Genomic DNA, 20,399 nt, shown 5'->3' on the forward strand with positions numbered 1-20,399 from the left:
CATCGGCCCCCAGGACCCGAACGGGTCCTGGGGGCCGATGTCGTGGGACGACCGCCCGGGGATCAGTCCTTGATCTCGCAGATGGTGGCGCCGGAGGTGAGGGAGGCGCCGACTTCGGCGGTGAGGCCGACGATGGTGCCGGTGCGGTGGGCGTTGAGGGGCTGCTCCATCTTCATCGCTTCGAGGACGACGACGAGTTCGCCCTCGGTGACCTGCTGGCCCTCCTCGACGGCGACCTTGACGATGGTGCCCTGCATGGGGGAGGTGAGGGTGTCGCCGGAGGCGGCGGGGCCGGACTTCTTGGCAGCGCGGCGCTTGGGCTTGGCACCGCCGGCGGCGGCGGTGCGGGCGAGGGTCATGCCCAGGGAGGAGGGCAGGGACACTTCCAGGCGCTTGCCGCCGACCTCGACCACGACCGTCTCACGGCCCGGCTCGTCCTCGGTGTCCGGCGCGGCGGGGGCGGCGAAGGGCGGGATGTCGTTGACGAACTCGGTTTCGATCCAGCGGGTGTGGACCGTGAAGGGTCCCTCGGCGGGGGCGAAGGCGGGGTCGGTGACGACGGCGCGGTGGAAGGGGAGGGCGGTGGCCATGCCCTCGATCTCGAACTCCGCCAGCGCGCGGGCGGCGCGCTGGAGGGCCTGTTCGCGGGTGGCGCCGGTGACGATCAGCTTGGCCAGCAGGGAGTCCCAGGCGGGGCCGATGACGGAGCCGCTCTCCACGCCGGCGTCGAGTCGGACGCCGGGGCCGGAGGGGGCGGCGAAGCGGGTGACGGTGCCCGGGGCGGGGAGGAAGCCGCGGCCGGGGTCCTCACCGTTGATGCGGAACTCGATGGAGTGGCCGCGCAGGACGGGGTCGTCGTAGCCGAGGGCCTCGCCGTCGGCGATGCGGAACATCTCCCGGACGAGGTCGATGCCGGAGACTTCCTCGGTGACCGGGTGCTCGACCTGCAGGCGGGTGTTGACCTCCAGGAAGGAGATCGTGCCGTCGGCGGCGACGAGGAATTCCACGGTGCCGGCGCCGACGTAGCCGGCTTCCTTGAGGATGGCCTTGGAGGCGGCGTACAGCTGCTCGTTCTGGGCCGGGGTGAGGAAGGGGGCGGGGGCCTCTTCCACGAGCTTTTGGTGGCGGCGCTGCAGGGAGCAGTCACGGGTGGAGACGACGACGACGTTGCCGTGGGTGTCGGCCAGGCACTGGGTTTCGACGTGGCGCGGCTTGTCGAGGTAGCGCTCGACGAAGCATTCCCCGCGGCCGAAGGCGGCGACGGCCTCGCGGACGGCGGAGTCGTACAGCTCGGGGACCTCTTCGAGGGTGCGGGCGACCTTCAGGCCGCGGCCGCCGCCGCCGAAGGCGGCCTTGATCGCGATGGGCAGGCCGTGTTCCTTGGCGAAGGCCACGACCTCCTCCGCGCCCGAGACCGGGTCGGGGGTGCCGGCGACCAGCGGGGCGCCGGCGCGCTGGGCGATGTGGCGGGCGGCGACCTTGTCGCCGAGGTCGCGGATGGCCTGCGGGGGCGGGCCGATCCAGGTCAGGCCCGCGTCCAGGACGGCCTGGGCGAATTCGGCGTTCTCGGACAGGAAGCCGTATCCGGGGTGGACGGCGTCCGCACCGGAGTCGGCTGCGGCCTGCAGGACCTTGGAGATGTCCAGATAGCTAGCGGCCGGGGTGTCACCACCCAACGCGAACGCCTCGTCTGCCACGCGGACGTGCAGGGCGTCCCGGTCCGGATCGGCGTAGACGGCTACGCTCGCGATCCCGGCATCCCGGCAGGCCCGAGCAACGCGGACAGCGATTTCGCCACGGTTGGCGATGAGCACCTTGCGCACGATGGCTCCCTCCTTGAAACAAGCTGAGTTTAGGGACAGTCCACACGGCCTTTCGACCCTTATCCAGTGGTGAGCTTGCCCACACGGAGCGTGGTCCGAGTCCGGCTCAGGTCTGGAAAGCCCTTGTGGCGCCCCAGGTCAGGGGGATCCCCGACTGCACAGTAACCCCGAGACGATGCGGAGGTCTCTGTCCGCCCGGTCAGCGGCCCCGGGTGATTCTTTGTCGAGTCCCTACGAACGGCCCAGCGTTTCTTTGCGTGATCACTGTCCAGGGGCCTCCGGGTAACGAAGCGGCCCCGACCCCTTGTCCGCACGTTTACCCGTTAGTAGCCTCCAGGCGTCGAACAGGCTTGTGGCGGCGACGTTTCGCGGTGCGGTGACGGCGCCGGCGACTGGGACGAGTGGGGGGTGGGCCGGCGTGGTGCTGCGCAGACTCGTGGCCGCGGTGACCGCGATCGTGCTCGTCGCGGAAGCGGCGGTTCTCGTCGTCCACGTCGTGCTGGGCAAGACTACGGAGAACCAGTCGATGTCCATCGCGGGCAGCGATCCGGATGTCATGTCCAAGGCAACGTACGGGATGGGCGCCGGCATGGGCGCCTTCCTCCTGCTGTGCGCCGCCTGCGCCGCCCTCGCCGCGCTACGTGACCGGGCCCCCGGCCGCTTCGCCCGGATCCTGCTCATCTCCGCCGCCGTCACCCACGGCCTGCTCGGCGCCGTCGCCGTCGGCCTGTTCGGCTGGTCCGTCTTCGCGGCGCTGATGCTGATCCTGTGCCTCCTCGTCCTGACGCTGACGCTCTACGCCGCCCGGACGGGCGGCAAGGACGCACCGCCTCCGCTCGGAGGGCTTACACCCACAAGTCTGTGATCGATACATCCAGTTCGCGGAGCAGCGAGCGCAGCAGCGGCAGCGACAGTCCGATGACGTTGCCCGGATCCCCGTCGATGCCGTCGATGAACGGCGCGGACAGCCCGTCCAGGGTGAAGGCCCCCGCCACGTGCAGCGGCTCGCCGCTCGCCACGTACGCCGCGACCTCCGCGTCCGTCGGCTCACCGAACCGCACCGTCGTGGACGCCGTCGCCGACACCTGACGGCCGCTGCTCGTGTCGATCACGCAGTGCCCGGTGCGCAGTACGCCAACCCGTCCGCGCATCGCCTTCCAGCGGGCGGTGGCCTCCTCGGCGTCCGCCGGCTTGCCCAGTGCCTCGCCGTCCAGCTCCAGCACCGAGTCGCAGCCGATCACCAGCGCCCCCGCGGCCTCGTCCAGGGCCGCCACGACCCCCGCCTTGGCCTCGGCCAGCGCCAGGGCGAGCGAGCCCGGGTCGTCGTGGTCCAGCGTGTCCTCGTCGAAGCCGCTGACGATCACGTGCGGGGCCAGCCCGGCCTGCCGCAGCAGGTTCAGCCGGGCGGGGGAGGCGGAGGCCAGGACGAGCTTGCGCCCGCTTTCGGGCAGAGGGTTCGCGGTCATGGGGCCATCGTAGGGGCGGCCCCGGACCCCGCTCGGGCAGCCCTCAGAAGTGGCCCACGCCCAGCACGTAGACCACCACGAGCATGGCGAGGGCGAGCACCACCGTCATCCGCCGGATCATCGCCTGCGCGTCGCGCATCTCGTCGGGCGGCTCGTCTTTCGGATCGGACCAGAGCATGCCCCGATCCTGGCCCGGGGGACAGGCGCGGCGCCTGAGTACCCGTACTCAGGCGCCATCGTCCGTTCATGTCATGTTGGGAGTGTCCGCACCCGGCCCGGCCCGGCCGGCGCCGGGCCGGCCAGGCCGGTACCGCCGGACCTAGCCCGGCCAGTACGTACGCCCCCAGGCGCGCGGCCCCGGCTGCGGGAGCCTGCGCCGTGCCACCCGGGCCGGCGTCGACCACTCGTCCGCCACCGGCGCCGCGTCCGACGGCGCCGAAGCCAGCACCGCCGCACGCGCTTGGACCACCGCCAGTGCGGCGGCCAGCTCCTCCGGGGTCGGGTTGCCCTTGACGACCTTGATCACCACAGAGTCCTCCTGGAGGGCCTAGAGGGGGATGTTGCCGTGCTTCTTGGGGGGCAGGGACTCCCGCTTGGTGCGCAGCTGCCGCAGTCCCTTCACCACGTGCGCCCGGGTCTCGGACGGCATGGCCACCGCGTCGATGTAACCGCGCTCGGCGGCCGTGTACGGGTTGAGCAACGCGTCCTCGTACTCGGTGATGAGCCGCGCCCGGGTCTCCTCCACATCATCCGCCTCCGCGATGGTCCTGCGGTGCAGGATGTTCACGGCGCCCTGCGCGCCCATCACGGCGATCTGCGCGGTCGGCCAGGCCAGGTTCAGGTCCGCCCCGAGGTGCTTGGAGCCCATCACGTCGTACGCCCCGCCGAAGGCCTTGCGGGTGATCACGGTGATCAGGGGGACGGTGGCCTCGGCGTACGCGTAGATCAGCTTCGCACCCCGCCGGATGATCCCGTTGTACTCCTGGTCCGTGCCCGGCAGGAAGCCCGGTACGTCCACGAAGGTCAGCACCGGGATGTTGAAGGCGTCACACGTCCGGACGAACCGGGCAGCCTTCTCGGAGGCGTCGATGTCCAGGCAGCCGGCGAACTGCATCGGCTGGTTGGCGACGATGCCCACCGGGTGGCCCTCCACGCGGCCGAAACCGGTGAGGATGTTCGGCGCGAAGAGCGACTGCGTCTCCAGGAACTCCGCGTCGTCCACGACGTGCTCGATCACCGTGTGCATGTCGTACGGCTGGTTCGCGCTGTCCGGGATCAGTACGTCGAGCTCGCGGTCGGCGTCGCAGACCGCGGTGTCCGCCTCCTCCGGGAAGGCCGGGGCCTCGGAAAGATTGTTCGACGGCAGGTACGAGAGCAGGGACTTGACGTACTCGATGGCGTCCTTCTCGTCCCCGGCCATGTGGTGCGCCACGCCGGAGGTGGCGTTGTGGGTGCGGGCGCCGCCGAGCTCCTCGAAGCCCACGTCCTCGCCGGTGACCGTCTTGATGACGTCGGGGCCGGTGATGAACATGTGCGAGGTCTGGTCGACCATGACCGTGAAGTCGGTGATGGCGGGGGAGTAGACCGCGCCGCCCGCGCAGGGCCCGACGACCAGGCTGATCTGCGGGATGACGCCGGAGGCGTGCACGTTGCGGCGGAAGATCTCGCCGTACATGCCGAGCGCGCTGACGCCCTCCTGGATCCGGGCGCCGCCGGAGTCGTTGATCCCGACGACCGGGCAGCCGGTCTTCAGCGCGAAGTCCATCACCTTGATGATCTTCTGGCCGTAGACCTCGCCGAGGGCCCCGCCGAAGACGGTGAAGTCCTGCGAGAACACGGCGACGGGGCGGCCGTCCACCGTGCCGTAGCCGGTGACGACGCCGTCCCCGTAGGGGCGGGTCTTCTCCAGCCCGAAACTGGTGGAGCGGTGCCGGGCGAACTCGTCGAGCTCGACGAACGAGCCCTCGTCCAGCAGCAGGGCCACCCGCTCACGCGCCGTCAGCTTGCCCTTGGCGTGCTGCTTCTCCACGGCACGCGAGGATCCGGCGTGGGTGGCTTCGTCGATGCGGCGCTGCAGATCCGCGATCTTGCCCGCGGTGGTGTGCATGTCGATCGGCTCTGACGGTTGTGACATCGGGGTCGCGGCTCCCTGCGTGGTGTCAACTGCCTGGTCAAGTAAATGACTACTGCTGGCTACTGGTGCGTAGCGTATCGGCGGGCATGGCGCTCGGCAGTGCGGCGTTTGACACACCTAATCTGGGTTGCATGACGCCATCAGATGCCTCAGCAGGTGCTTCAGCAGGTGCTTCCGCCGGTCGTTGGACGAGCCTGGAGCGGCCGCCGCTCAATGTCGCGGCCCTTCAACGGGCCCTCGTCACCGAAGGGGGGCTGTACAGCTCCCTGGAGGTGGTCGCGGCCACCGGCTCCACCAACACCGACCTCGCGGCGCGGGCCGAGCAGCTGCCCGAGGGGGCCGTGCTCGTCGCGGAGGAGCAGACCGCCGGGCGCGGCCGCCTGGAGCGCAGCTGGGTCGCGCCCGCCCGGTCCGGGCTGTTCTTCTCCGTCCTGCTCAAGCCGGGCGAGGCGGTGCCGCAGGAGCGGTGGGGGTGGCTGACGCTGCTGGCCGGGGTGGCGACCGCGACCGGACTGTCCCGGGCGGCGGGCGTGGACACCGCCCTCAAGTGGCCCAACGACCTGCTGGTGAGCGTGGAGGGGGAGGAGCGCAAAGCGGGCGGCATCCTGGCCGAGCGGGTGCCGGGGGGCGTGGTCATCGGGATCGGGCTCAACGTCTCCCTGACCGAGGAGGAACTGCCGGTACCGACCGCCGGCTCCCTCGCGCTGGCCAAGGCCACCGTCACCGACCGGGATCCGCTGCTGAGGGCCGTCCTGCGCTCCCTGGAGCAGTGGTACGGGAACTGGCGCGAGGCCGGCGGTGATCCGGCGGCCAGCGGCCTCCAGCAGACCTACGCGGCCGGCTGCGCCACCCTGGGCCGGCACGTCCGCGCGGAGCTGCCGGGCGGGCGCACGCTCACCGGAACGGCCGAAGCGGTCGACGCGGACGGCCGCCTGGTGATCCGTACGGCGGAGGGGAAGCACGAGGCGGTGGGCGCCGGTGACGTGGTGCACCTGCGCTCGGTGCACTGACGGCCCGGGCCGGATCTCCCCGGGCCGGATCGCCCCCGGTCCTGGTCCTCGTCCGGGTCCTGGTCCGGGGGGCGGGGACGGGGCGGGGACGGAGCCCCGGCGGAGTGAGCTACGGCACACCTGCCGTATGGTTTAGGCGATCGCGGTCCACGCGGTGATCTACCGGTTCGGCAGGGCAGTGCGCACGGAAATGGACAGGAGGCGGCCCTTGACCGTCGACGACCCTTCGTCCAGCGCGTCCGGCGGAGCCGGGGGTTCCGGTTCTGGTGCGGCCACCCCGATCGGGCGTGACCAGCACACACCCCACCACGAGGTGGACCACACGGCCCAGCCGACGGCGGATCCCCTCGCCATCCGGCTGGAGCAGCTGATCCTCGGCGCCGAGCGCCGCTACACCCCCTTCCAGGCGGCCCGCAGCGCCGGCGTCTCCATGGAGCTCGCCTCCCGCTTCTGGCGGGCCATGGGCTTCGCGGACATCGGCCAGGCCAAGGCCCTGACGGAGGCGGACGTACTCGCCCTGCGCCGGCTCGCCGGCCTGGTGGAGGCGGGGCTGCTGAGCGAGCCGATGGCGGTGCAGGTGGCGCGGTCCACCGGGCAGACCACGGCGCGGCTGGCCGAATGGCAGATCGACTCCTTCCTGGAGGGGCTGACGGAGCCGCCGGAGGCGGGGATGACCCGTACGGAGGTCACGTACCCGCTGGTGGAGCTGCTGCTGCCGGAGCTGGAGGAGTTCCTCGTCTACGTGTGGCGGCGCCAGCTGGCGGCCGCGACCGGGCGGGTCGTGCAGGTGGCCGACGACGAGGAGATGGTCGACCGGCGGCTCGCGGTGGGCTTCGCGGACCTGGTGGGCTTCACCCGCCTCACGCGGCGCCTGGAGGAGGAGCAGCTCGGCGAGCTGGTCGAGGCCTTCGAGACCACCGCGGCCGACCTGGTCGCCGCGCACGGCGGCCGGCTGATCAAGACGCTGGGCGACGAGGTGCTGTACGCGGCCGACGACGCGGCCACGGCGGCGGAGATCGCCCTGCGGCTGATCGAGACGATGGGGGCGGACGCGCAGATGCCCGAGCTGCGGGTCGGAATCGCCTTCGGCACGGTGACCACGCGGATGGGCGACGTCTTCGGGACCACGGTGAACCTGGCGAGCCGGCTGACGTCGATAGCGCCCAAGGACGCGGTGCTGGTGGACGGTGCGATGGCCGTGGAGCTGGGCCGCACCGGGGCCGCGCCGGTGTCGGAGAAGGAGGCGGAGGCGTCCCCCGAGGAGGGCGCGGCCTACCGTTTCGCGCTCCAGCCGATGTGGCAGCGGCCCGTACGCGGGCTGGGTGTCGTCGAACCCTGGCTGCTCACGCGCCGCACACCTAAGATCCCCGGATAACGTCCGTTAACCGGGAGGGTCCTGTGCCAGTGCAGCCGCAGTCAGCCGAGTCCGAGTTCGTCGCCGTACGCCGCCACGAGGACGGGGTCGCCGAGCTGGTCCTGGACCGCCCCAAGGCGATGAACGCCGTCTCGACCCAGATGGCCCGCGCCATCGGGGCGGCCTGCGCGGAGCTGGCCGCGGACGCTTCCGTACGCGTGGTGGTGCTGTCCTCCGCCGCCGAGCGGGCGTTCTGCGTCGGGGCGGACCTCAAGGAGCGCAACTCGCTGTCGGACGCCGAGCTGGTACGGCAGCGGCCGACCACGCGGGGCGCCTACGGCGGCGTACTGGAGCTCCCGATGCCCACGATCGCGGCGGTGCACGGCTTCGCCCTGGGCGGTGGTTTCGAACTGGCACTGGCCTGCGACGTGATCGTCGCGGACGAGACGGCGGTGGTCGGCCTGCCGGAGGTGTCGGTGGGCGTGATCCCGGGCGGCGGCGGTACGCAGCTGCTGCCGCGCCGGGTCGGTGCGGCGCGGGCCGCCGAGCTGATCTTCACGGCGCGGCGGGTGGAGGCGGCCGAGGCGCTGGCGCTCGGCCTCGTGGACTCGGTGGTCCCCGCCGGGCGGGACACGGCCGAGGCGCTGGCCCTGGCGTCCCGGATGGCGGCGAACTCCCCCGTGGGGCTGCGGGCCGCCAAGCGGGCGCTGCGGCTGGGGCACGGGATGGACCTGACGGCCGGGCTGGAGATCGAGGACGCGGCCTGGCGGACGGTGGCCTTCTCGGGCGACCGGGCCGAGGGCGTGGCGGCGTTCAACGAGAAGCGCAAGCCGAACTGGCCGGGGCAGTAACCCGTAGGGCATGTCTTTCGGATCCTGCCGGGGCCGCGCCCGCGCCCGTGCGGCCGCGTACGGACCGGCCGCGTACGGATCGGGCGGGTATGGACCGCCGCGTCGGGCGACCTGGCTCGGCCTCCTGCCCTCCGGTCGCCTTCCGGGCTTCGTACGGGCCTGCCCGGGCTCCGTCCGGGGGACCCCCGGACGGTGGGCCCCGGCGGGACCGGGTGGCGCGGCGCCCACGGGTACCAAATCGGATGAAACTCCCTAACCTGGGGTGATGGGAGTCGACGGGCGGCTACGAGCCGTGGTGAGCCTGGCGCAGGCGATGGCCGCGGCGTGCGCGCCGCGGGACAGTGTGCGGGCGGCCGCGCGCGGCGCGCGGATGGCCATGGACGCCTCCTTCGCCGCGATCTCCGCCTGGGAGCGTGAGCGCGGGCGCCTGCGCGTGCTCGTGAACGAGGGCGAGCGGCGGGCCGGGGAGGAGGAGTTCCCCGAGGACGAGTCCTATCCCGTGCACGACTTCCCCGAGATCGCCGACTTCCTGCACGAGCGCTGGGTGGGCGGCGCCGGCCCGCACGCCTGGGTCGAGAGCGCCGTCGGCGACCGGCCCGGGCGGCGCGGGCAGGCCCTGCGCCGGCGCGGCCGCGGGACGTGCGTGGTCGCGCCCATCGTGCTCAGCGGGCGGGCCTGGGGAGAGTTGTACATCGCGCGGGACGAGGGGCTGCCCGACTTCGACGAGGACGACGCCGAGTTCGCGACCGTGCTGGCCGCCGTGGTCGCCGCCGGGCTCGCCCAGAACGAGCGGCTGGAAGAGGCCCGCCGGCTCGCCTTCACCGATCCGCTGACCGGCCTGGCCAACCGGCGGGCGGTCGACCTGCGGCTCGACGACGCGCTGGAGGAGCACCGGCGGACCGGCGTCGTCGTCAGCCTCGCGGTCTGCGACCTGAACGGCTTGAAGAAGGTCAACGACACCCTCGGGCACGCCATGGGCGACCGGCTGCTGGAGCGGTTCGGGTCGGTGCTCAGCCTCTGCGGGGCCATGCTGCCCGGCTCGCTGGTGGCGCGGCTGGGCGGCGATGAGTTCTGCCTGGTCGGCGTCGGTCCGACCGCCGACGAGGTGGTCCGGGTCAGCGAGGAGCTGTGCGCCCGGGCCGGTGAGCTGGAGCTCGGGGAGGGAGTGGCCTGCGGGGTGGCCTCCACCGGGGACCCGATCGGGCCGGTCACCTCCTCCCGGCGGCTGTTCCGGCTGGCCGACGCGGCGCAGTACAAGGCCAAGGCCGCGCGCTCGGAGAAGCCCGTCGTGGCGGGGCGGGACACCGCCGTGGTGCGGCTGGCCGATACGACGGCGCAGGAGGCCCCGGGCGAGCGGCGGCGGTTCCGCGGTCGCGGCTAGCGGGACGGGGCGGATGAATGGGACGGGCGAGGAAGTGGGGCGGGTGGACGGCCGGGCAGCCGGCCGGGATGGGTGGAAGTGACCGCCGGGTAAGGGGTCCGGGGGTGCTCGGTCGTGACAGAACTGGCTAGTGACATGAAGGGATTCAATCCGTAGGGTGCTGAATATGGATATGCACACTGTCGTGGTGGGACCGTCCGGAACCACCGCCGAGGACGTCATCGCAGTCGCCCGCGGCAACGCGCGGGTCGAGCTGTCCGGCGAGGCGCTCGCCGCCCTCGGCCGCGCCCGCGAGATCGTGGACGCGCTCGCCGCCAAGCCCGAGCCCGTCTACGGGGTGTCCACCGGCTTCGGCGCCCTCGCCTCCCGGCACATCAGCCCGGAACTGCGCGTACAGCTCCAGCGCAACATCGTCCGCTCGCACGCCGCCGGGATGGGCCCGCGCGTCGAGCGCGAGGTGGTGCGCGCCCTGATGTTCCTGCGCCTGAAGACCGTCGCCTCCGGCCACACCGGCGTGCGCCCCTCCGTAGCGCAGACCATGGCCGACGTACTGAACGCCGGGATCACCCCCGTCGTGCACGAGTACGGCTCCCTCGGCTGCTCCGGCGACCTCGCGCCGCTGTCCCACTGCGCGCTGGCGCTCATGGGCGAGGGCGACGCCGAGGGGCCCGACGGTGTGGTCCGGCCCGCCGCGGAACTGCTCGCCGAAGCCGGCATCGAGCCGGTGGTGCTCCGCGAGAAGGAGGGTCTCGCGCTCCTCAACGGCACCGACGGCATGCTCGGCATGCTGATCATGGCCCTCGCCGACCTCGGCATGCTGTACACCTCCGCCGACATCACCGCGGCCCTCACGCTGGAAGCGCTGCTCGGCACCGAGAAGGTGCTCGCCCCCGAGCTGCACGCCATACGGCCGCACCCCGGCCAGGGCGCCTCCGCCGCCAACATGGCCGCCGTCCTCAAGGGCTCCGGGCTCACCCGGCACTACCAGGAGGAGACCGCCCCGCGCGTGCAGGACGCCTACTCCGTGCGCTGCGCCCCGCAGGTCGCGGGCGCGGGCCGCGACACCCTGGCGCACGCGGCCCTGGTGGCCTCCCGCGAGCTGGCCGCCGCCGTGGACAATCCCGTGGTCCTGCCCGACGGGCGCGTCGAGTCCAACGGCAACTTCCACGGAGCCCCGGTCGCCTACGTCCTGGACTTCCTCGCCATCGCCGCCGCCGACCTCGGCTCCATCACCGAGCGGCGCACCGACCGGCTCCTCGACTCCCACCGCTCCCACGGGCTGCCGCCGTTCCTCGCGGACGACGCCGGGGTGGACTCCGGGCTGATGATCGCCCAGTACACGCAGGCCGCCCTCGTCAGCGAGATGAAGCGGCTCGCCGTACCGGCGTCCGCCGACTCGATCCCGTCCTCCGCGATGCAGGAGGACCACGTCTCCATGGGCTGGTCGGCCGCGCGCAAGCTGCGCACCGCCGTGGACAACCTGACCCGGATCATCGCCATCGAGCTGTACGCGGCCACCCGCGCCATCGAGCTGCGCCACGGACTCACCCCGGCCCCCGCCAGCAGGGCCGCCATCGCGGCGGCCCGGGCGGCGGGCGTACAGGGGCCCGGGCCGGATCGTTTCCTCGCCCCCGACCTGGCCGCCGCCGACGCGTTCGTCCGTACGGGCGCTCTCGTCGCCGCGGTGGAAACGGAGACGGGCCCGCTCGCCTGACCGCCGGCCGGCCACCTGGAAGGGCCGCTGGGGCGGCCCTTCCAGCCTGCTACAGGGCGCGGGAGCTGCGTACGGAGAAGGTCACGAAGCCGGCTCCCAGGCCCAGGCAGAGCGTGCCCAGGAGGTAGGGGGTGGTGTCGACGGAGCCGCTGTCGGCCAGCAGGGGCGCGGCCTGCGGGGCGGGCGCCCCGGCGGTGTCCGCGCCCGTCGTGTCCGATCCGGCCGTGTCCGCGCCCGCGGGCCCGGCCGTACGGCCGGCCGCGGGCGGGGGCGCCGTGGCATTGGCGGAGGGGACGAACCAGAGCGCGGCGAGGAGGGTGGTCGCTCCGAGAGCGGTGAGCAGCGGTCGACGTGCGGACACGGTGCGATCCCCCTTGCGGCAGCGGCGAATTGGCCGTGTGCGGTGATGCGGTGATGCTACGGAAAGGGGCGGGTCGTGGGAAAGTCCGGGCTTCCCCGGGCTTACTCTCCGTTCTATGAACCCTTCTGAGACATCACGTTACGTACGGCTTCGGGTGGATTTGGTGCTTGAGGTGCCGGATACCGAGGCACTCACCGGCGCCGCACTCGACCACATCAAGGCCGACGAGTTCATGCCGGACGAGGAGCGCAGCCACGCCGAGTCCGCCGTCCGGGAGGACGAGTCCGAGGCCCTGGCGTACCTGGTCGACCCCACTGACCTGGTCGCGGAGATCCCCGGCGTGGAGCTGGCCCAGGCCTCCTGGAGCAGCGAACCCGTCGAATACGACCCCGAGTCCATGGAGTGGGACCTGGACGAGGAAGATGGAGACTTCGAAGAGAAGACCGACAGCGCCTGACCGTGGGGTGGCCCACATCCGAACGGGATGTGGAACCGATCGCCGGTGTCAACGCGTTGTCGGGGTGAGGCAGGGGGCGCGTCCCCCTGCCCGGCCAGCCCCGGGACGGCAGCCCCGGGAATCCGGCAACGATGGAGTGGCGTGTGAGGACGGACAGCATGCGGCGGAGAAGGTCCCTGGTGGCCATATCCGCCGTGCTCGGTGGCGTACTGATGCTCTCGGCGTGCAATGACGGGGGCGGCGGGCAGCCGAAGGGCAACGGTGAGGCCAGCAAGTCCCAGGCGGAGGTCGACGCGGCGGCGGCCAAGGACACCTCCAAGGCGCGAATAGCGATCACGCCGAAGGACGGCGCCACCAACGTCGGTCTGAACGACGCGGCCGGGGTCGCCGTCACCGACGGCACGCTCACCAAGGTCGAGCTGAAGAGCTCCGAGGGCGCGGCCGTGACCGGAAAGATCGCCGCCGACGGCAAGAGCTGGAAGCCCGACGGCGCGCTGAAGCGCTCCACGAAGTACGCGCTGTCGGCGACGGCCAAGGACGCCGAGGGCCGCGAGGCCCACGAGAACGCGTCCTTCACCACCGTCTCACCGGAGAACAGCTTCGTCGGCTCGTTCATCCCGGACGAGGGCCAGACCGTCGGCGTGGGTCACCCGGTCTCGATCACCTTCAACAAGCCGATCAAGGACAAGAAGGCCGTCCAGTCGGCCATCACGGTGTCCTCCAGCAGCGGTCAGGAAGTCGTCGGCCACTGGTTCGGCCAGCAGCGGCTGGACTTCCGCCCGGAGCAGTACTGGACGGCGAACTCCACCGTCACGCTGAAGCTGGCGCTGGAAGGCGTACAGGGCGCTCCCGGCGTCCAGGGCGTTCAGAACAAGACCGTCACCTTCAAGATCGGCCGCAGCCAGGTCTCCACGGTCGACGCGAAGACGAAGCAGATGACGGTCACCCGGGACGGCGCGGTCCTGCGGACCATCCCGATCTCGGCGGGCTCCCCGGAGACCCCGACGTACAACGGCCAGATGGTGATCTCCGAGAAGTTCAAGGAGACCCGGATGAACGGCGCCACCGTCGGCTTCACGGACGACGACGGCAAGGGCGAGTACGACATCAAGGACGTCCCGCACGCGATGCGGCTGTCGACCTCCGGCACCTTCATCCACGGCAACTACTGGGGTGCGGACTCCATCTTCGGCAGCGTCAACACGAGCCACGGCTGTGTCGGCCTGGACGACGCCAAGGGCGCCAACGACCCGAACAAGCCCGGCGCCTGGTTCTTCGACAACTCCCTCGTGGGCGATGTCGTGACCGTGGTCAACTCCCCGGACAAGACCATCAAGCCGGACAACGGCCTCAACGGCTGGAACATGAGCTGGGCGGAGTGGAAGGCCGGCTCGGCCGTCTGACACCCGCTGTGCGGCACGACCCGGCCCGGCGGACGGCGGGGGACCCTGAGGGGTTCCCCGCCGTCCGCTTTCTCACCGCCCTCGGACGCTCACCGCCGGCTCGTCCCGCGATCACGGCCCGGCCGCCCGGCCTTGGGCCCGGCCCGGCGGGGCCGGCTCACTCCGCCGGCGCCACGCCGATGGGGCAGGAGACGCCCGTGCCGCCGATGCCGCAGTAGCCGCCCGGGTTCTTGTCCAGGTACTGCTGGTGGTAGGGCTCCGCCGGCCAGAAGGGGCGCTCGGACGCCGGGAGGACGGCCGTGGTGATCCGGCCGTGGCCCGAGGCGGTGAGGACCTGCTCGTAAGCCGTGCGGGAGGCTTCCGCCGTCGCGTGCTGGGCGGGGGAGTGGGTGTAGATCGCCGAGCGGTACTGGGTGCCCACGTCGTTGCCCTGGCGGAAGCCCTGCGTCGGGTCGTGGGACTCCCAGAACAGCTTCAGCAGGGCCGCGTAGGAGACGACCGACGGGTCGAAGACCACGCGGACGACCTCGGTGTGGCCGGTCAGACCCGAGCAGACCTCCTCGTAGGCCGGATTCTCCGTGAAGCCGCCCTGGTAGCCGGCCAGCGTGGTCCACACGCCGGGGGTCTGCCAGAACTTGCGCTCCGCGCCCCAGAAACAGCCCAGCCCGAAGTCCGCCACTTCCAGACCTGCCGGATAGGGGCCGGCCAGCGGGTTGCCGAGCACCGTGTGGCGGTCCGGCAGCGCGAAGAGCGGCTCGGCGCGCCCCGTCAGGGCCTCCTCGCGGTTGGGGAGCTCGGGCGTGCGGCGGTACGAGAACATGAGTGCCTCCTTGTCGTCCTGCACAACGGACGGGGACGGGCCATGATTCCCCGGCCCGCCGTCCTCGCGCTGCCCCGCCCCGCCCGTGCCCCGTCCGTGCCCCCGCCCCCGCCCGCTTCGCGCCGTCAGTGCGGCAGCGTCGCCGGGGAGCCGCCGTTCGCCTCGTACCCCGCCACCGCCAGGGCCCGGTACACCGCGTACTGCGCCGCCGGGTCCGGCGCCGTCGACCACGGCAGCGCGCCGACGTAGCCGTCCACGTGACGCACCTGCTCCATCGCCTCCGCCCAGCGCTCCATGTTCACCAGGAACACCAGCAGCAGATGCCGTACGTGGGCCAGCATCGGGTCGTCCGGCCGCGCCGAGTGCACCGCGTACAGCGCGCCCTCCACGGCCCGCGTCACGACCGCACTGCGGTAGAAGCTCTGCACGAGATTGACCTCGGGCAGGTGCTCGTAGACCGCGAACAGCGGCAGCGCCGCCAGCAGCGAACCCCGCGGCGCGCGCGCCGCGGCCGCGTGCGCGAAGGCGTCCGCCTTCTCCCGCGAGCCGTGCCACTTCTCGCACCAGTAGTGCAGCGCCGCCAGATGCGCGCCCATGTGCTCCGGCGCCCGGTCGATGATCTTCGCCCAGAGGGCGTCGAACTCCGCCTCCGGATACGCCAGCGCCCGCGCGATCGCCAGCTCGGTGATGTACGGGACCGGATCGCCCGGTGACAGCAGCGCGGACCTGCGGCACGCCTCGCGCGCCTCCTCCAGGATGATCCGGTGATCGGTGGACCCCACCCCGCCCGACTGCCGCCACGCCTGCTGCACCAGCAGCTCCGCGTGCACCTGCGCACCCCCGGCGTCCTTCTCCGCCTCAAGCCGCCACGCCTTCAGCCACTGCGCGCCCACACCCGGCTGCCGCACCAGCTCAAGCGCCGCGGCCCCGCCGAAGGCCTGTACGCGCTGCCAGCGCAGCTCGCCCTCGCGCGGAGTCCCGGCGAGCAGTTGCGAAGCGGCCTGCCAGGTCCCGGTGCGCTGGACGTTGTCGAGGGCGTCCAGCAGGTCCGGGTCGGGCCCGGGCAGACGGATGTCGAGCTCCTCCTGGCGGGCGAATCCGTAGTTCGCCGGGTCGGCCGCGTCCGGGCTGCCCGGCGCGACCAGACGGATGCCGCCGCGCTTGCGCCGTACGTACGGACCGATGACGGCCACGAGCAGGCCGATCGTCAACAGGAACCACAGAATCTCCATGCCACCCAGCGAACCAGACGCACCCGGCCCAAGGCGAATGGAGGCCGGACGGGGCATAGGCTCTTCCCCATGAGCGACGACAGCCACGAGCACCAGAGCTTCGAGACCCGCGCGATCCACGCGGGCAACAAGGCGGACCCGCTGACCGGCGCGGTCGTACCGCCGATCTACCAGGTGTCCACCTACAAGCAGGACGGCGTCGGCGGCCTGCGCGGCGGATACGAGTACAGCCGCAGCGGGAACCCGACCCGGACCGCGCTGGAGGAGAACCTCGCGGCGCTGGAGGGCGGCCGGCGCGGGCTCGCCTTCGCGTCCGGGCTCGCCGCCGAGGACTGCCTGCTGCGTACGCTGCTCTCCCCCGGCGACCACGTGGTCATCCCGAACGACGCCTATGGCGGAACCTTCCGCCTCTTCGCGAAGGTCGTCTCCCGCTGGGGCGTGGAGTGGTCGGTGGCCGACACCTCGGACGCGCAGTCCGTACGGGCCGCCCTGACCCCGAAGACCAAGATGATCTGGGTCGAGACGCCCTCCAACCCGCTGCTCGGCATCACCGACATCGCGGTCGTCGCCGACATCGCGCGGACGGCCGGCGCCAAGCTGGTCGTGGACAACACCTTCGCCTCCCCGTACCTCCAGCAGCCGCTGGCGCTCGGAGCCGACGTCGTCGTGCACTCGCTGACGAAGTACATGGGCGGCCACTCCGACGTGGTCGGGGGCGCGCTCGTCACCGCCGACGCGGCGCTGGGCGAGGAGCTGGCCTACCACCAGAACGCGATGGGCGCGGTGGCCGGGCCCTTCGACTCGTGGATCGTGCTGCGCGGCATCAAGACGCTGGCCGTCCGCATGGACCGGCACTCGGAGAACGCGACGAAGGTCGCCGAGCTCCTGACGCGCCACCCGAAGGTCACCCGCGTCCTGTACCCGGGTCTGCCGGAGCACCCGGGGCACGAGGTCGCGGCGAAGCAGATGCGGTCCTTCGGCGGGATGATCTCCTTCCAGGTCACCGGCGGAGAGGAGGCGGCGGTCGCCGTCTGCGACCGCGCGAAGCTGTTCACGCTGGGCGAGTCCCTGGGCGGTGTGGAGTCCCTCATCGAGCACCCCGGCCGGATGACGCACGCGTCGGTGGCGGGCTCGCTGCTGGAGGTCCCCGGGGATCTGGTGCGGCTGTCGGTGGGCATCGAGAACATCGACGACCTGCTGGCGGACCTGACGCAGGCGCTCGGCTAGGCCGTGTAGGAGAAGGAGCTCCCGGCCAGGAGGGACCTTCACGGAGGGACCTTCACGGCGGGGCGTGGCCGGGAACTTGGCCGATTCCGCCCGGGCCGGGCCCGGCCGGCTTCCGGCCCAGGCGGCGCCCGACGCTTCGTGGGCCCCTACGGGATACGGCGGCTGGCTGGGTGCGGTGGCGCCGTCCCGCGCCGCCGGCCCCGCTCCTCCCGCGCCGCCGGGGCCGGGCCGCCAGGGCCGGGGGCCGGAGCCCCGGCCGGGGTACGCGCCGCCGCCGACGCCGTTACGCGTAGCCCGCCCCCGGCGGCGGTGTCACCAGCCCTCCAGCGGCGGTGAGATCCCGGTCGGCGGCGGGGCCCAGGGCCGGGTCAGGCAGGCCCACACCGTGAAGGCCACCGCCGCCGCGACCAGCACGGCCCAGCCGATGCGGCGCAGCGCCCGCCGGCGGCGCAGCAGGCGGTCCCCGCGCGCGGCCGCGCCCGCCGCCAACCCGGCCGGGACCGCCGGGTACGGGCCCTCCAGCAGCCGCCTGACCTGGGCTTCCTTACGGTCGGGGAGGCCGCTCACGCCGCCTCCCGGGACCTCAGCGCGGCGACGGCCCGATTGCACAGCACCCGTACCCGCTCGACCGGCAGCCCGAGCTGCGCGGCCGTGACCTCCTCCGCGACGCCCTCGTAGACCCGCAGCACGAGGACGAGCCGCTCCAGCGGGCCGAGCCGCCCCAGGATGCCGACGCCTCCGTGGTGGCGCCAGCCGGTCCGGGCGAAGGCGGCGCACAGCTCCTGGCGGGTGAAGTCGTACGGGTCGTCACCGCGCAGGCGCCGCCAGTCCGCGTACGTACGGGCCAGCGCGCCCGCCAGCAGCCGGCGCGCGGCGCCGGCCTCGGCCTCTGGTTCGGCCGTCAGCAGGACCGCGACGCGCAGCAGCCGCCCCGCCGCGCCCGCGACGAAGGCCTCGAACTCCGCGTAGGGCGCCGAGATCCCCGGTCTGTGGTCCTCCACAGCCCACATAGTGCGGGCCGCGGGACCACCCCGGTCAAGGGGTCGGACGGACCTCGCTCAGAGCCGGGCCCGAGCCGGGGCCAGCGCCCGGCCCCACCCGGATCGGACGCGGTTCAGGACGCCGGACCCGCCTCGGTGACCGACGACATCAGTTCCGACAGCGAGAGGTTGAAACGCGTCAGCAGCGTGGTGAAGGCCTCGCGCTCCTCCGGGGTCCAGCCCTCCGTCACCCGTGCCATCAGCTCCCGCCGCGAGGAGCGGACCTCCTCCAGCCGCGCCAGCCCGCGCGGAGACAGCGCGAGCACCACCGCCCGGCCGTCCTCCGGGTGCGAGGTCCGCTTGACCAGACCGCTGTCGACCAGCGGCGCGACCTGCCGGGTGACGGTGGAGGAGTCGATGCCCATGCCGCACGCGAGCGCCTTGACGCCCATCGGGCCTTCCAGGTCGAGCCGGTTGAGCAGCAGGTAGGCGGCGCGGTCCATCGAGTTGCGGACCTGGCCGACACCGCCGAGGCGGGTCTGTTCGGCGCGGCGGGCGAAGACCGCCACCTGGTGCTGGAGCGCGTCGAGGAGACCGGCTCCGGAGGACGCTTCGGCCGCCGAGGGCAGATCGGAATTGGCCGGGGTGGAAGGCATGGCCGTGGGCTCTCTTCGCGTGGGGCCGACAAGGACGGGGACAGAGTACGCGGCCGTGGTGCGGCCCGTACGGCTCGTGCGAGAACTGGTACGGCCCATGGGCACCGCCCTCCCGGGGCTGTCCCGGATGGCCGGATTTCACCCCTTGGGCGGTCCAAAGCCGGGCCCCGGGCGGGCTGCGAGACTGGCCGCATGAACTACCGCGTGCCCCCGCCCGTACCGCAGGTCATCCTCGACGACGTCCGGGGGGCTCAGAAAATGCTGTCCGGTGTCTCCCGGGTCACCGCGATGGAGGGCAGTCGGCACCTCTCCTCGCTCACGGGCTCCCCGGTCCACTTCAAGTGCGAGAACCTCCAGCGCACCGGCTCCTTCAAGCTCCGGGGCGCCTACGTACGCATCGCGGGCCTGCGCCCCGAGCAGCGGGCCGCCGGTGTCGTGGCCGCCAGCGCGGGCAACCACGCGCAGGGCGTGGCGCTGGCCTCCTCCCTCCTCGGGGTCCGCTCGACGGTGTTCATGCCCCTCGGGGCGCCGCTGCCGAAGGTCGCCGCGACCCAGGAGTACGGCGCCGAGGTGCGCCTGCACGGACAGGTCGTGGACGAGACCTTCGCCGCGGCCCGGGAGTACGCGGACCGCACCGGCGCGGTGTTCATCCACCCCTTCGACCACCGCGACATCATCGCCGGCCAGGGCACGGTGGGTCTGGAGATCCTGGAGCAGTGCCCCGAGGTGCGGACCATCCTCGTCGGCATCGGCGGCGGAGGCCTCGCGGCCGGTGTCGCGGTGGCGGTGAAGGCGCTGCGGCCGGACGTACGGATCATCGGGGTGCAGGCGGCGGGCGCGGCCGCCTACCCGCCCTCGCTCAAAGCCGGACACCCGGTGTCGGTCGACAACCCGACCACCATGGCGGACGGCATCAGGGTGGGGCGCCCCGGAGACATCCCCTTCAACATCATCGCCGAACTCCTCGACGGCGTGCGCACGGTCTCCGAGGACGCCCTCTCCAGCGCCCTGCTGCTGTGCCTGGAGCGGGCCAAGATGGTGGTCGAGCCGGCCGGGTGCAGCCCGGTCGCGGCCCTGCTGAGCGAGCCCGAGCTGTACGGGGGCGGCCCGGTGGTCGCCATCCTTTCCGGCGGCAACGTCGACCCGCTGCTGCTCCAGCGGATCCTGCGGCACGGCATGGCGGCGGCGGGCCGGTACCTGTCGCTGCGGCTGCGCGTCGCCGACCGGCCGGGGGCCCTGGCCGGACTGCTGGCCGTGTTGTCAGTGGTGGATGCGAACGTATTGGACGTGAGCCACGTGCGGACCGACCCGCGGCTCGGGCTCACGGAGGTGGAGGTGGAGCTGCACCTGGAGACGAAGGGCCCGGAGCACTGCGCCGAGGTGGCGCGGTCGCTGCACAGCGCGGGGTACAAGGTCATGAGCTGAAGTCCATGAGCTCCAGGGCCATGAGCTCAAGGCCATGAACTCAAGGCCGTCAGCCAGCGGTCCGCGATATCCGAGATGTGGACGCGACGGTCGCGCACAGTCCCG

At 72.5% G+C, this 20,399-nt stretch carries 21 protein-coding genes; 10 read left to right on the top strand and 11 right to left on the bottom strand.

The genetic code is table 11. The annotated features are described in order from the left end of the window. Window positions 1-62 precede the first annotated feature (62 nt). Window positions 63-1,823, bottom strand: a complete 1,761-nt coding sequence (locus tag ACWDX7_RS01530) for an acetyl/propionyl/methylcrotonyl-CoA carboxylase subunit alpha (protein WP_451491480.1) — start codon at window positions 1,821-1,823, stop codon at window positions 63-65. 418 nt (window positions 1,824-2,241) lie between these two features. Here ACWDX7_RS01530 and ACWDX7_RS01535 point away from each other — a divergent pair, with 418 nt between their 5' ends. After that, window positions 2,242-2,688, top strand: coding sequence for a hypothetical protein (locus tag ACWDX7_RS01535; protein WP_451491479.1), 447 nt, complete (start codon window positions 2,242-2,244; stop codon window positions 2,686-2,688). Here ACWDX7_RS01535 and ACWDX7_RS01540 read toward each other — a convergent pair. The 4 genes from ACWDX7_RS01540 to ACWDX7_RS01555 form a co-directional block, all read right to left on the bottom strand. After that, window positions 2,669-3,289 (bottom strand): nucleoside triphosphate pyrophosphatase, encoded by a 621-nt coding sequence (locus tag ACWDX7_RS01540; protein WP_451491478.1) that lies wholly within the window; start codon window positions 3,287-3,289, stop codon window positions 2,669-2,671. The two genes, ACWDX7_RS01535 and ACWDX7_RS01540, sit on opposite strands and share 20 nt — an antisense overlap. A 43-nt stretch (window positions 3,290-3,332) precedes the next feature. Beyond that, the gene (gene mmpB, locus ACWDX7_RS01545) at window positions 3,333-3,467 is read right to left on the bottom strand and encodes a morphogenic membrane protein MmpB (protein ID WP_451491477.1); all 135 of its coding nucleotides are present in this window, start codon (window positions 3,465-3,467) and stop codon (window positions 3,333-3,335) included. Window positions 3,468-3,608: 141 nt separating this feature from the next. After that, window positions 3,609-3,818, bottom strand: a complete 210-nt coding sequence (locus tag ACWDX7_RS01550; protein WP_451491476.1) for an acyl-CoA carboxylase epsilon subunit — start codon at window positions 3,816-3,818, stop codon at window positions 3,609-3,611. Window positions 3,819-3,836: 18 nt separating this feature from the next. Further along, window positions 3,837-5,423: an acyl-CoA carboxylase subunit beta gene (locus ACWDX7_RS01555; RefSeq protein WP_451491475.1), complete on the bottom strand. Its 1,587-nt coding sequence runs from the start codon at window positions 5,421-5,423 to the stop codon at window positions 3,837-3,839. Window positions 5,424-5,554: 131 nt separating this feature from the next. Here ACWDX7_RS01555 and ACWDX7_RS01560 point away from each other — a divergent pair, with 131 nt between their 5' ends. The 5 genes from ACWDX7_RS01560 (at window position 5,555) to hutH (ending at window position 11,733) form a co-directional block, all read left to right on the top strand. Continuing rightward, a complete protein-coding gene (locus tag ACWDX7_RS01560; RefSeq protein WP_451491474.1) occupies window positions 5,555-6,433 on the top strand; it encodes a biotin--[acetyl-CoA-carboxylase] ligase in 879 nt (292 codons plus the stop codon). Window positions 6,434-6,641: 208 nt separating this feature from the next. Beyond that, a complete protein-coding gene (locus tag ACWDX7_RS01565; RefSeq protein WP_451491473.1) occupies window positions 6,642-7,808 on the top strand; it encodes an adenylate/guanylate cyclase domain-containing protein in 1,167 nt (388 codons plus the stop codon). A gap of 29 nt (window positions 7,809-7,837) precedes the next feature. Continuing rightward, a complete protein-coding gene (locus ACWDX7_RS01570) occupies window positions 7,838-8,638 on the top strand; it encodes an enoyl-CoA hydratase/isomerase family protein (protein WP_451491568.1) in 801 nt (266 codons plus the stop codon). Window positions 8,639-8,903: 265 nt separating this feature from the next. Next, a complete protein-coding gene (locus ACWDX7_RS01575) occupies window positions 8,904-10,019 on the top strand; it encodes a diguanylate cyclase domain-containing protein (protein ID WP_451491472.1) in 1,116 nt (371 codons plus the stop codon). A 172-nt stretch (window positions 10,020-10,191) separates the two neighbouring features. Then, window positions 10,192-11,733, top strand: a complete 1,542-nt coding sequence (hutH, locus tag ACWDX7_RS01580; RefSeq protein WP_451491567.1) for a histidine ammonia-lyase — start codon at window positions 10,192-10,194, stop codon at window positions 11,731-11,733. 49 nt (window positions 11,734-11,782) lie between these two features. On the opposite strand, the gene ACWDX7_RS01585 is transcribed toward hutH, so the two are convergent. Then, window positions 11,783-12,094 (bottom strand): hypothetical protein, encoded by a 312-nt coding sequence (locus ACWDX7_RS01585; protein ID WP_451491471.1) that lies wholly within the window; start codon window positions 12,092-12,094, stop codon window positions 11,783-11,785. 172 nt (window positions 12,095-12,266) lie between these two features. Here ACWDX7_RS01585 and ACWDX7_RS01590 point away from each other — a divergent pair, with 172 nt between their 5' ends. After that, complete coding sequence (locus tag ACWDX7_RS01590; RefSeq protein WP_451491470.1) at window positions 12,267-12,551, top strand: hypothetical protein; 285 nt, start codon at window positions 12,267-12,269, stop codon at window positions 12,549-12,551. Between the two features lie 131 nt (window positions 12,552-12,682). Next, window positions 12,683-13,954, top strand: coding sequence for a L,D-transpeptidase (locus tag ACWDX7_RS01595; protein WP_451491469.1), 1,272 nt, complete (start codon window positions 12,683-12,685; stop codon window positions 13,952-13,954). Window positions 13,955-14,111: 157 nt separating this feature from the next. On the opposite strand, the gene msrA is transcribed toward ACWDX7_RS01595, so the two are convergent. Both msrA and ACWDX7_RS01605 read right to left on the bottom strand, forming a co-directional pair. Beyond that, window positions 14,112-14,774, bottom strand: a complete 663-nt coding sequence (msrA, locus tag ACWDX7_RS01600) for a peptide-methionine (S)-S-oxide reductase MsrA (RefSeq protein WP_451491468.1) — start codon at window positions 14,772-14,774, stop codon at window positions 14,112-14,114. Between the two features lie 125 nt (window positions 14,775-14,899). Next, window positions 14,900-16,006 (bottom strand): hypothetical protein, encoded by a 1,107-nt coding sequence (locus ACWDX7_RS01605; protein ID WP_451491467.1) that lies wholly within the window; start codon window positions 16,004-16,006, stop codon window positions 14,900-14,902. A gap of 69 nt (window positions 16,007-16,075) precedes the next feature. Here ACWDX7_RS01605 and ACWDX7_RS01610 point away from each other — a divergent pair, with 69 nt between their 5' ends. Continuing rightward, complete coding sequence (locus tag ACWDX7_RS01610; RefSeq protein WP_451491466.1) at window positions 16,076-17,233, top strand: cystathionine gamma-synthase; 1,158 nt, start codon at window positions 16,076-16,078, stop codon at window positions 17,231-17,233. 312 nt (window positions 17,234-17,545) lie between these two features. On the opposite strand, the gene ACWDX7_RS01615 is transcribed toward ACWDX7_RS01610, so the two are convergent. The 3 genes from ACWDX7_RS01615 to ACWDX7_RS01625 form a co-directional block, all read right to left on the bottom strand. Further along, on the bottom strand, window positions 17,546-17,800 hold the full coding sequence (locus ACWDX7_RS01615) for a hypothetical protein (protein ID WP_451491465.1): 255 nt from the start codon (window positions 17,798-17,800) through the stop codon (window positions 17,546-17,548). Then, window positions 17,797-18,234, bottom strand: coding sequence for a sigma factor-like helix-turn-helix DNA-binding protein (locus tag ACWDX7_RS01620; protein ID WP_451491464.1), 438 nt, complete (start codon window positions 18,232-18,234; stop codon window positions 17,797-17,799). Before ACWDX7_RS01620 ends, ACWDX7_RS01615 begins: the two co-directional genes overlap by 4 nt. 113 nt (window positions 18,235-18,347) lie before the next feature. Continuing rightward, the gene (locus ACWDX7_RS01625; RefSeq protein ID WP_451491463.1) at window positions 18,348-18,869 is read right to left on the bottom strand and encodes a MarR family winged helix-turn-helix transcriptional regulator; all 522 of its coding nucleotides are present in this window, start codon (window positions 18,867-18,869) and stop codon (window positions 18,348-18,350) included. A gap of 192 nt (window positions 18,870-19,061) precedes the next feature. On the opposite strand from ACWDX7_RS01625, the gene ilvA reads away from it, so the two are divergent. Beyond that, window positions 19,062-20,294 (top strand): threonine ammonia-lyase, encoded by a 1,233-nt coding sequence (gene ilvA / locus ACWDX7_RS01630; RefSeq protein ID WP_451491462.1) that lies wholly within the window; start codon window positions 19,062-19,064, stop codon window positions 20,292-20,294. Window positions 20,295-20,399: the final 105 nt, after the last annotated feature.

It is taken from the genome of Streptomyces sp. NPDC003034, from assembly GCF_053591375.1.